This is a genomic window from Peribacillus sp. YIM B13482 (genome assembly GCF_042787975.1).
Classification (GTDB): Bacteria; Bacillota; Bacilli; order Bacillales; family DSM-1321; genus Peribacillus; species Peribacillus simplex_A.
The window spans coordinates 1-9,162 of sequence record NZ_JBHZPF010000092.1 but is presented as its reverse complement, the minus strand read 5'-3'; the positions used below and the strand labels follow the sequence as shown (position 1 = coordinate 9,162).

The 9,162-nt window shown below is 33.2% G+C and carries 13 protein-coding genes and 1 pseudogene; 4 read left to right on the top strand and 10 right to left on the bottom strand.

What is annotated here, in order from left to right:
* Positions 1–141: 141 nt before the first annotated feature.
* The 4 genes from ACFX4L_RS24155 to ACFX4L_RS24140 form a co-directional block, all read right to left on the bottom strand.
* Entirely contained in the window at positions 142–498 is a 357-nt protein-coding gene (locus tag ACFX4L_RS24155) for an MmcQ/YjbR family DNA-binding protein (RefSeq protein ID WP_061464634.1), read from the bottom strand.
* A 157-nt stretch (positions 499–655) separates the two neighbouring features.
* The gene (locus ACFX4L_RS24150) at positions 656–1,039 is read right to left on the bottom strand and encodes a YkvA family protein (protein ID WP_377406486.1); all 384 of its coding nucleotides are present in this window, start codon (positions 1,037–1,039) and stop codon (positions 656–658) included.
* A gap of 166 nt (positions 1,040–1,205) precedes the next feature.
* Positions 1,206–1,745: a DUF1572 family protein gene (locus tag ACFX4L_RS24145; protein WP_377406483.1), complete on the bottom strand. Its 540-nt coding sequence runs from the start codon at positions 1,743–1,745 to the stop codon at positions 1,206–1,208.
* Between the two features lie 386 nt (positions 1,746–2,131).
* The gene (locus ACFX4L_RS24140; RefSeq protein WP_284469825.1) at positions 2,132–2,602 is read right to left on the bottom strand and encodes a DinB family protein; all 471 of its coding nucleotides are present in this window, start codon (positions 2,600–2,602) and stop codon (positions 2,132–2,134) included.
* Positions 2,603–2,879: 277 nt separating this feature from the next.
* Here ACFX4L_RS24140 and ACFX4L_RS24135 point away from each other — a divergent pair.
* Positions 2,880–3,375, top strand: a pseudogene (locus ACFX4L_RS24135) (nucleotidyltransferase family protein); the annotation flags it as partial.
* Positions 3,376–3,437: 62 nt separating this feature from the next.
* Here the strand turns inward: ACFX4L_RS24135 and ACFX4L_RS24130 are convergent.
* The 4 genes from ACFX4L_RS24130 to ACFX4L_RS24115 form a co-directional block, all read right to left on the bottom strand.
* Positions 3,438–3,887, bottom strand: a complete 450-nt coding sequence (locus ACFX4L_RS24130; protein WP_284469824.1) for a GNAT family N-acetyltransferase — start codon at positions 3,885–3,887, stop codon at positions 3,438–3,440.
* A gap of 297 nt (positions 3,888–4,184) precedes the next feature.
* Complete coding sequence (locus tag ACFX4L_RS24125) at positions 4,185–4,559, bottom strand: hypothetical protein (RefSeq protein WP_377406480.1); 375 nt, start codon at positions 4,557–4,559, stop codon at positions 4,185–4,187.
* A gap of 152 nt (positions 4,560–4,711) precedes the next feature.
* Complete coding sequence (locus ACFX4L_RS24120) at positions 4,712–5,200, bottom strand: hypothetical protein (protein WP_377387380.1); 489 nt, start codon at positions 5,198–5,200, stop codon at positions 4,712–4,714.
* 47 nt (positions 5,201–5,247) lie between these two features.
* A complete protein-coding gene (locus tag ACFX4L_RS24115; RefSeq protein ID WP_377406478.1) occupies positions 5,248–5,490 on the bottom strand; it encodes a hypothetical protein in 243 nt (80 codons plus the stop codon).
* A 442-nt stretch (positions 5,491–5,932) separates the two neighbouring features.
* Here ACFX4L_RS24115 and ACFX4L_RS24110 point away from each other — a divergent pair, with 442 nt between their 5' ends.
* The gene (locus tag ACFX4L_RS24110; RefSeq protein WP_377406475.1) at positions 5,933–6,424 is read left to right on the top strand and encodes an RNA polymerase sigma factor; all 492 of its coding nucleotides are present in this window, start codon (positions 5,933–5,935) and stop codon (positions 6,422–6,424) included.
* Positions 6,424–7,335 carry a sigma factor regulator N-terminal domain-containing protein gene (locus ACFX4L_RS24105; RefSeq protein WP_377406472.1) on the top strand — a complete coding sequence of 304 codons (912 nt, stop codon included), beginning with the start codon at positions 6,424–6,426 and terminating at the stop codon, positions 7,333–7,335. The genes ACFX4L_RS24110 and ACFX4L_RS24105 overlap by 1 nt, the downstream gene beginning before the upstream one ends.
* A gap of 66 nt (positions 7,336–7,401) precedes the next feature.
* On the opposite strand, the gene ACFX4L_RS24100 is transcribed toward ACFX4L_RS24105, so the two are convergent.
* Entirely contained in the window at positions 7,402–7,923 is a 522-nt protein-coding gene (locus ACFX4L_RS24100; protein WP_377406469.1) for a DUF4367 domain-containing protein, read from the bottom strand.
* A 157-nt stretch (positions 7,924–8,080) separates the two neighbouring features.
* Complete coding sequence (locus tag ACFX4L_RS24095; RefSeq protein WP_284469820.1) at positions 8,081–8,443, bottom strand: group I truncated hemoglobin; 363 nt, start codon at positions 8,441–8,443, stop codon at positions 8,081–8,083.
* Positions 8,444–8,670: 227 nt separating this feature from the next.
* Here ACFX4L_RS24095 and ACFX4L_RS24090 point away from each other — a divergent pair, with 227 nt between their 5' ends.
* Positions 8,671–9,063, top strand: coding sequence for a thiol-disulfide oxidoreductase DCC family protein (locus tag ACFX4L_RS24090; RefSeq protein ID WP_377406467.1), 393 nt, complete (start codon positions 8,671–8,673; stop codon positions 9,061–9,063).
* The last annotated feature ends 99 nt before the right edge of the window (positions 9,064–9,162 follow it).

Sequence of the window (9,162 nt, the reverse complement as noted above, 5' to 3'; positions counted from 1 at the left end):
AAGGAATAGACTACAAAAAGGATCTAGTACATATGACTATACTATTAATTGGATTTACCTTCCACTTTTCTTATAGAGCTAATCTGCCCCCGTTAGTGCCATAAGAAAAAGGCATAAATCCTTCCTGCTGAATCAATGCCTTCACTTTTTGAAATTAACTTTACTATTATTTTTTTTAGTTAGCATATAGCTTTGTTTTATCATTTCGTAAATGGCTTCCTTTGGAACAGTACCGTCAAGTATTATCGAATTCCAATGGTCCTTATTAAGATGAAATGCCGGAACTACCGAATGGTAAATCTGACGCCAATAATCTAAAAAACCGGGATCACATTTCACATTAATCCAAATATGGCCATCTTTTTCAAATATCCACGCAAACACTTTCTTGTTATCTATATGTCGCATTAACGTCCAATTCTTATCACGAAATGGATAATCTTCATATGTATTACCCATTCCCAAACAGTAACCGATAGCTCCCTCTCTATTTTTCATTGTTAACCTCTTCTCTAACATAATAACTTGCTAGTTTTTTAATAAAGCTGCATCCTTAATTATAACCCCTGGACGCTTTATTGCACTAACTGCCCCGTTAGTTCCTTAAGGAAAAAGCTGCCTTAAAGGCAGCTCCGATCTTAAGCTATCGCATCTGTCAGTTGATTAAGCGATAAATATTACTAAAAGCCCATATTATAATTAAGACCCAAATCAATAGTATTATTGAGCCGACTATCCAATTCTTCGGCTTACCGTTTTTCATCATTTCCTCTGCCTTAACTTCACAGTCGGTTAATACACTCTTTGGAATCATCTTTAATGCAATCATTATCCCTATTGGAACGAGAATTACATCGTCTAAGTAGCCAAGAATGGGTATAAAATCTGGGATTAGATCAATCGGACTGAATGCATAAGCAACAACACAAGCTGTAAATACCTTTGCATACCAAGGCATCCGTTCATCTTTACAAGCAAAGTAAAGGATAAAAATCTGTCGTTTTAAATTTCTCGCCCAAGTCTTTATTTTGTTAAACATTTTATCTCCTATAATAGTAATGATTTTATTTTCATTATAACAAAATGAAATTTACTAAAGATTGTTTTGTACTAATCTTCCCCGATATAGACAGCTCTGACCTTAGCTCTAGCACCCGCTGCTTAATAACGAGATGTTTTTTTAGCAGGGTTATACTATTCTTGGTTTATTTTCCCTGGTGTTTATCAAGCATTTGTTTTAAATATTCTTCCGATTTTCCTTTTTGAATACTGAGACTCTCCCATTTATTATCTTTTACTTGTTTACCAATAAAAACAATTTGCCCCACATGATAAGCATAATGTGCCATCTGCCTTTCAATAGCCTCTAAAACTAAATGCCTTTCTCCACGAATGTATATATTTTTTAATAAATCTTGTTCGCTTAAACCAGTTAATGTATCAATTAGGGTTTTCCAGCCTTTTTCCCAAACAATAGTTAGTTCGGATTTTGAAGATATATCATCTATAAATTCTTCATCACGATTTCTATATTCCTTTTCTCCGTCTGACGTTAAAAAATCAGTCCACCTTGAAACCATATTTCTACTCAAATGCTTTACTATTACTGCAACACTATTTGACTCGATATTATACGTCCAATATATTTCCCCTTCGGATAATTGATTTATAGTTTTATCTCCTAGGCTTTTTACACTTTTAAACCTTTCGATTACAATCTTTAAATATTCGTTTCCAATATCCATAATCATTCCCTCCCTAAATACATAATTTAATATTAAATGACGAAATATTCCCTCTACTTATTGTAAATGAAATTAAAGTGAAATATCGTAATCTCACCAAAAAAGGCATTTTACGTATCCCTAGTATAGTTTATTGGTTATATCTCCTAACCTATTATAAAAAATGAAGACTTCAAATTATTATTAATTAAAAAAATGTTATTGTTAATTTGTATATTTTCCGGAGATTATTATTAAGATATCAGGAGGTTTACAAACGGGAATGGTTAGTGGAGTAAATGAAAATAGAGAGTGTTATGTAGACTAATAATGTATAAAATATAACAAAAGAAAAAACCAGTTTTATTAGACTGATTTTTTCATCTAAATATAACACTTTGTAAAATTCAGTTTTTAACACTTACATGTTCAATTATACGCTTCATTGCCTGAATTTGCCCCATATGAGTCGCTTCATGCATTAATGTTAAACCTGCAAGCTCGCCAACAGTCTTACAACCTAGGAATGGTGTATCCAAATCTTGATCTAGCTGTTCAGCAGAAATTTGCTTTAAACGAGTTAATTGATCTTTCAACTGTACAATAAGTTGATCCATAGCAGGTATATTCCCTGTCCAATCAGCTGGTTTTGTGCCATTCCCAAACAATTCTATATAATTCATGGGAAGGTGAGTTGTTACATGCGGGAAACCAAACATAGTTTGTTCAGTAATTGTCAAAACGTGACCTGTATGCCAATGAATTGTGTTATTAAAACCATCTGGCTGCACATCAGTTTGTTCCTTAGAAATGGACTCTACATTCTTGATGAAATATTCTCTTGTCATCTCAAATTGCTTAAATACAAGTTGATTCATCTTTTTCTCCCCTCTCATTAACAAAATCATCCATATTATACCAGTAAAAAACGAAAAAGAATATAGTTGAAACTTCCTAAAATTAGCTTTATGTCAACCGGTTTTTGTTCCACAGTAGGGCGCGATTCTTTTAATAAGGTTCGCTTTTCCTAATGAACTCGGGTGCGTTAGCTGAAGATCGGAGCTTTCTTTATGGCAGCTTTTTTTTATATGAGGGGCAGGATAGTTGAAGAAGGATAAGCATTCAAGGTTAACGAATTATTAAAAAGTAATATACATGTTATGGAGTAATTTCACAGTGATAAATGAGGAAAAAATCTTTGAGCTTATTACAGAAGATCAATGGATGATGAACATATTAAAAGCAGCAAAATCGTTAAATTTACCTGATTGGTGGATATGTGCTGGATTTGTTTGTTCAAAAATATGGGAACATTACATAATTTCAATGAAAGAACTCCAATCCCAGATATTGATTTAATTTATTTTGACCCTACAAATATTGATGAATTAATGGAAAAAAAATTTGAGGAAATGCTTAAAACCCTTATGCCGAACATTCCTTGGCCTGTAAAGAATGAAGCAAGAATTCACATTAAAAGTAATATGCCTCCCTATTCTTCTGCCGTTGATGCTATTTCCAAGTTCCCAGAAACAGCAACAGCTTTAGGAGTAAAATTAGATGAAAGGGATAATGTGAAATTAATAGCCCCTTGCGCCTTTAGTGATGTTTTAATCTAGAAGTGAAGCCGACTCTTTTTTTTACAGAGACCTAAAGAACGAGTAGAAATTTTTACAGGTATAAAAAAGCTATAGGAGTCTCCGTTAACATTGTTTATTTTGATATCCATTCATATTGAATATCAGGTAAATTTTCTTCATTTTCGTGTCCTCTACCAATGATTTTAAATCCATTCTTTTCATAAAATCGTTGTGCGTTTTCATTTACTTCAAATGTATATAATGTTAATCTCCCACTTGATTTTGCTTTTATTTTATCTAGTAATGTTTGACCTATACCAATTCCTTGATAATCTATATGAATATAAAGTTGGCTTATTTCCGTTTCATTAGAAGCAATCATTCCAACTACTCTATCGTCAATTAACGCTAAATTTATTTGAAACTGTTCAGGTAATATATTATTTAAAAAATAAACGTGATTTTCAAAGCTATGAATTTCTTTCTGACCAATTGCCTGTTCCTTACTATCTCGCCACATTTTCACCGTTTGTTCAGCGTACTTGGGATTATACTGAGTAATTATGATTTGGTGTTGATTCACTACAATACCTCCTCAATTTTTGTTTACTGCCTTATTTGTTGTTTTCTTGTTAAAATATCGATCAATACTACCCATTACGTATATTTAGCTTTTCTAAAATTTCTTCCTAGCTTCTCTCCCTATTCAGCACCGTTTATGAAACAAGAAAGTAGCCTCTATGGCAGCTCCATTCTTAAGCTATTGCACCCGTTAGCTTAGTAAGAACGATTTATATGATGCACTTTTAAATTATTCCAAGTTGATTTCCAACCTTCATTAATGAAGTAAATCGCCTATTAGCTTAATCAGACTTTTTTGCTACCCAGTAAAATGTTCTTTGAAAATCTGTTTAAAATAAGGCTTAAAATCAATTTCAATCATTTGTTGGTAATCCTCATTAACAACTGTTAATAGTACAACTGAATGGTCTTTTTTATCTGATTTAATTTCGAATTTATCAACCCGTTTTAAGTCCAAAAGTGATAACAATCTATTTGAAGTACGGTGAGTTACTTGTATTTTTACTTCTCCATAGGAGGGCGAAAGTGTAACAATAAAGTCTTCTTCTCCATTAGAAAACCGGTATGTTGCTTTATTATAATAAAATGGCAAGTCTTTTGAAGTGGTCTCTAATAACATTGGTTCACATTCAAATAACGACAGAAAGTCATTTTCTTCTGGAAATGCAGCCATTTTCCCTGATCACCTTCTTTATCACTATTTTAACAGTTTCATATTCAACAACCTGCCCTTTCGTTCCATAACAAAAAGGTTGCTTCTGTAACCACCCTTTGAAGTAAAGCACCATTAGTTTAAGTATAGGATTTCACAGTCCAACCATTCCTTTATTTAGTGGACACAACCAATTCATGTGGCATGCCAAGGTGCCGGTATTTAATTGCGACTTTGTCAATACTATGTTCATGCACTAACGAAAGAGCATATATGGTATCATCTTCTGTTGCAGTACCAGCATTTACTTTATCAAGTTGCTTTTGTGGGTCTGTCTTTGGTTTAAGAGTTATAGAATCTAATCCTTTGAAGGTATATTCACTTGCTTCTTCGCCATTAAAATGGTCAGAGATAATAAACCCTTTTGGATGATAACTCACTTGTAATTTCACTTTGGATGGTACAACTTTATCATTGACAAGAACTTCTTCAATTTGAATATCATCAAATGGACTTTTATTTCCTACCGAAACCAATTGTACCTGCTTATCATTCGCTGAAGCACTTGGATAAGCTACTAAAGGTTGGTTTAATTTCAGAAAAAAGAAGACACCTATAAATAAAACCACAATACTAATGACACCTATTAACACCTTTTTCAAAAAAAACACTCCTTTACTAACCCACCCTTTTAATTTCATATTTTGCTCTACATTAAAATGATAATTCCACAAATCGCAGCTACCCCAACAAAAGATAATACGTAAAAATAAGGTGGTATAACTTTACCGACAATCTCTGCTTCTTTTTGAAGGGTGTCTACTTTATCCCATGCACTCACAATATCTGGTTTATAGTTCTTTGTTTTTATCATACTCACTAACATCAAACAGACTATATATAAAACATGAAGTGCAATTGAACCAATAAACGCTTGAAGAACCAACTTCATATGCTTACTCCTTTTTTCATTAAATATACCATAATAATCCATTTTAGTCCTTAAACCTAAACCCTCGTTATTAAGGGTATTGCACAATTTGTGTCTAATGAGAACCAAAAGACGGCTTGGATCTTAAGCTAACGCACTCGTTCGTTGATTAAGGTTTTACGACTGATTATAGTAATTAAATCTTTCCAGTCTTCATAAGTATTTCTTGTGTTGTGATTGCAGTAAGCCTCCTACCTGTTAATTTGGTAGGAGGTTATTTAAGTTGTTTGAAATTTTTCCCACTTTCATCCGATGATGTTTTAGAGTAATAAAGTTGTTTAATTCAGGAAACCAAATCGTATAACATAGTCCCCGTTAATAAATCATAACTTTCCATTTAATTCATTTAAGTGTATACATATATTATTACTTATTCGTTGTATAAGTATAGGGAGGACAAATGATGAAAAAAGAATATGTATTAGCCTCCTACCTTGTCAATTTAGGAGAGGAAGTGTTCAATCTATTACTAGCGAAAGGAGCCCGAAAAGAAGATGCGGAAGATATAATTCAAAATACTTTTTACAAAGTCTACACACTGTTAGATGATCTAACTGAGAGCAATATGCGACCGTGGTTTTTTAGAGTAGCTCTCAATGAATATATTGACTTGAAAAGAAAAAAGGAACAGCAGAACATCTACTTAACCGAGGAAATTTATTCGAAGCTACAATATACAGACAGAGAATTTGATGCATTCTTAAATAAGGATGATATTTTCTATTTATTAAAAGACATCAAAAAAGAATACAAAGAAGCTTTCTTTTTAAAGTATTACTATGATTTTTCATATGAAGAAATTGCGACTATTTTGGACATTAAAGTAAACAGTGTAAAGCAAACATTATATCGTGCACGTAAATTTATTCACTCAAAAATAGGAGGAAAAGATTAATGGACACTTCATTAAAAGATGCTTTAAAAAAAGCTAAACGAAAACAATTACTAAAAATCGTCATTACTTCAATTATCGTTGTACTTATTCTATTACCGATCCTTTATAAAACCGGCAATTACTTTGCAGCGAAAAGTTCTACAAGACTTCACGATCAGCTCTTTTTACATAATGCAATTGCCGAACCTAATATTCAAATCGATTCTCAAGTTACGAGTAATTCCTCCATGTTTGGTGGCAACATTGTGACGAATCGTTCTAAAAATATTGATGGCTATTTAGTACAATGGAGCACACTCACAAGTTCGTATGATTGGCTTCGTACCCATATTGATCACAACGAGTTAACACCGGGATTTTATTGGACCGATACAGAATTTTATGAGTATGATAAACAAACAAAGAATAAGGTTGCGACATTTTATCATCCATCTATTCAAAAGTACCATGATGGTGTACAAAATGAACTAGGGGAAATTTCACAAATGAAAAATTATGTTGCGGAAGTTGCGATTTCTTTCGATCATCCTTATACATTACAAGAAATCCAAGCAAAAATTCCCGATAATTTAAACATCGTATGGTTGTATATGACATCACCAAATGCAGATGAAAGTAAGGGACCAGCTGGTGTGCAGGTTTATGGATTTGATCCATCTGATTCATCGAAAGAAGCATACAATAGCTTTATTGATGCACTTAAAAAATATAATGCAAATAGTAATGACGAAACAATCGAGAAGTTTTTAAATTCAAATAAAAATAAACAGTTTGATAAAGTGAAAATTTTGGGGGTAATGCTTACTGGTCAAACCCAAAATTTTAAAGCGTTAGAAAATCAAGATTTTATTCGTGGTGCCTCTGTAGGGGCTACTGCACAAATCGTCCCTTATATTAAACTGGAGAAATAATAAGCAAGAGACCAGATGAACATATGGTCTCTCTTTTTTGTTAATCTGCCCCTTTAGTTCATTAAATTATTTCATTGACCTTGCAACTTCCAACATTTTATTCCTTGATACCCGTGAGCTCTCCATTTCTACATAAGTTCCTTCTTGTATCCAACGAAGTAAACCTCCAGTAATAAGTTCTCCCTTTTTATCTAACTCACCACTATTACCCCATTCTACAAAAAAGCCCTTATGACCGGTTATATTTACCTGCTCTGCATTTATGTCCATTTCTTTACTAATTTTAGAAGAATTAGATGATTCCTTACTTTGCTCAATACCAATTAGCAAATATTTATCGTCGCTATCCATATAGTGCAATCTAAAATTAGTTATTTTGTCTTTTTCATCCCAGGGGTATGTTTTTATTTCTAACGTCCAATCATTAGGAATACTCTGAGGAACAACTACTTTAAAATCAACTTTCCTCTTGATTTCAGAAAGAGTTATACTTTCGTGATTATATTTGATCTCTTTAGCTTGAACTATTACTGGAATGTTTTGAATTAGAATAAATACAACTAATAATCGTTTAAAAAGTAATTTCAATTTACTACCTCTTCTTTCATTTTTTCTAATCCTAATCTCATTAAATATTTAATTCACTTTCCCACTAAGAATTCCCTTCTTCCACTAACCTGACGTTCGTTGCATAAGAAAAGGAGCTGCAAATCAGCTCCTGGTATTGAAGTAAAGTACCTGTTAGTTATTTATTCAAAATATCATTTCTTAGTGAAGCAACTTTAGTTAAAGCTGTATCTATGTCAGCTTCATTCACTCCAAAGTGAGCAAGTGCATCGTTAAGATGTTTTACAATAGCATTAAAATGGGCTGGTTGCAGATTCATTCCCTGGTGAGCTTTTGCCATTGATTGTCCAGAATATTGTTTTGGACCACCTAATGCAAAACTAATAAATTTTGTCTGATGACTGCGTTGTTTTTCCATATCCGTTTTTTCAAAAAAATGATTAACTGTATCATCCTTAAGAACCAACTCGTTGTAAAAATAGTCCACAACTTTTGCTATCGCTTCTTCTCCACCAATTTTTTCATAAAGTGTTTGATCCATATATACACTCCTACTTTGTAATTAATATAAGTATTCTCTCCCAGAAAATTCATTTTTATTCCATATACTTTTATAATTAATAGTAGGATGTCGATAGAAAATCCAATTGCTATTGAAAACAAACCGTTAAAACCCCAAACAATTCCATACGTTTTCGCCTTACCAAAATGGGTAGTGTATTATAGAAGCATGAGTATGATAAACGTCTCTCTATAGGAGGAATGTTCATGAATCCGGTCATTTTATTTGATGGTGAATGCAACTTTTGTGATTCGAGTGTCCAGTTCATTATAAAGCGGGATCCGCAGGGGCTTTTTTATTACGCTTCGCTTCAAAGTGGGGTGGGTCAAGAGCTGCTGAAGAAATACGATGCTCCCGCAGATATAGATAGCATGGTTCTGATCGAAAAGGATAAGGCCTACTATAAATCGTCTGCAGCCTTGAGGATTTGCCGCCGCTTACAAGGGGCATGGAAATTGCTTTACGGTTTCATCATCGTTCCAAGCTTCATCCGGAACATCGTTTATGACTTCATTGCCAAGAACCGTTACAAATGGTTCGGAAAGAAAGAAGAGAGCTGCATGCTGCCATCGCCAAGTGTTCGAAAGCGCTTTTTATAAAAGGCTCTTTTCGTAAAGATTCTTGTTTTTAAAACGAAACTATTTAAGGTTGATTGGAGCGGAAGTGCGAGACTCCTGCGGGAGCAGCGGGACAGGTGA

Coding starts and splice junctions, on each gene's coding strand:
- ACFX4L_RS24155 (WP_061464634.1), bottom strand. CDS start 498: ATGAAAAATAGAGAGGGAGCTATCGGTTACTGTTTGGGAATGGGTAAT.
- ACFX4L_RS24150 (WP_377406486.1), bottom strand. CDS start 1,039: ATGTTTAACAAAATAAAGACTTGGGCGAGAAATTTAAAACGACAGATT.
- ACFX4L_RS24145 (WP_377406483.1), bottom strand. CDS start 1,745: ATGGATATTGGAAACGAATATTTAAAGATTGTAATCGAAAGGTTTAAA.
- ACFX4L_RS24140 (WP_284469825.1), bottom strand. CDS start 2,602: ATGAATCAACTTGTATTTAAGCAATTTGAGATGACAAGAGAATATTTC.
- ACFX4L_RS24125 (WP_377406480.1), bottom strand. CDS start 4,559: ATGGCTGCATTTCCAGAAGAAAATGACTTTCTGTCGTTATTTGAATGT.
- ACFX4L_RS24115 (WP_377406478.1), bottom strand. CDS start 5,490: ATGAAGTTGGTTCTTCAAGCGTTTATTGGTTCAATTGCACTTCATGTT.
- ACFX4L_RS24110 (WP_377406475.1), top strand. CDS start 5,933: ATGAAAAAAGAATATGTATTAGCCTCCTACCTTGTCAATTTAGGAGAG.
- ACFX4L_RS24105 (WP_377406472.1), top strand. CDS start 6,424: ATGGACACTTCATTAAAAGATGCTTTAAAAAAAGCTAAACGAAAACAA.
- ACFX4L_RS24095 (WP_284469820.1), bottom strand. CDS start 8,443: ATGGATCAAACACTTTATGAAAAAATTGGTGGAGAAGAAGCGATAGCA.
- ACFX4L_RS24090 (WP_377406467.1), top strand. CDS start 8,671: ATGAATCCGGTCATTTTATTTGATGGTGAATGCAACTTTTGTGATTCG.